Genomic DNA, 982 nt, shown 5'->3' with positions numbered 1-982 from the left:
GTATCACCAGACTGCGTAATCTCAACTTTACGCAACATCTGGCGCACGATAACTTCGATATGCTTATCGTTAATTACAACACCCTGCAAACGGTAAACGTCCTGCACTTCGTTAGTGATGTATTTAGATAGCTCCACAACACCCAGTAGGCGCAAAATATCGTGCGGGTTAGAAGGTCCATCCGAGATAACCTCACCCTTTTCTACTGTTTCGCCTTCGAATACGTTCAACTGGCGATACTTGTGAATCAATGCTTCATACGGCTCAGCACCATCTTTAGGCGTAATCACTAATCGCTTCTTGCCCTTAGTCTCTTTACCGAAACTAACAACACCAGAAATTTCAGCCAAGATAGAAGGCTCTTTAGGCTTACGCGCCTCGAACAAGTCAGCTACTCGCGGTAGACCACCTGTGATATCACGAGTCTTAGATGACTCTTGAGGAATACGAGCCAAGACGTCGCCTACTTCAACCATGTCGCCATCACGCATATTTAACAAAGCGTTAGCTGGCAAGAATACCTGAATCGGATTATCTGTACCTGGTAACAAGACAGGGTTACCATCTTCATCCACAAGCTGAACCATTGGACGAATATCTTTACCTGAAGATGGACGATCTTTCGGATCGATAATCTGGATATTGGATAGACCTGTTAACTCATCAGTTTGAGTCGTTACAGTAATACCCTCTTCCATTCCAACGAACTGAGCCTTACCACCATTTTCGGTAATGATTGGGTGCGTATGTGGATCCCACTTAGCAACCACACCACCCGCTTCGATCTTGTCACCGTCTTTAGCCGAGATCACAGCACCGTAAGGAAGCTTATACCACTCACGCTCGCGACCATGCTCATCAGCTACTGCTAGCGCAGAAGAGCGAGAGGTTACAACTAGGCAGCCGTCTTTACGCTCAATCGACTTCATATTATGCAGGCGGATCTTACCACCATGCTTAACCTGAATATTATCTACTGCAG

Annotated in this window: 1 pseudogene; it reads right to left on the bottom strand. The window is 46.0% G+C overall.

Going from position 1 to position 982, the window contains the following annotated elements:
* Window positions 1-982, bottom strand: a pseudogene (locus A3757_RS18765) (DNA-directed RNA polymerase subunit beta'); the annotation flags it as partial.

Source organism: Oleiphilus sp. HI0117 (genome assembly GCF_001635235.1).
The sequence above is the reverse complement of the archived record's forward strand: the minus strand, read 5'-3'. Positions and strand labels throughout refer to the sequence as shown.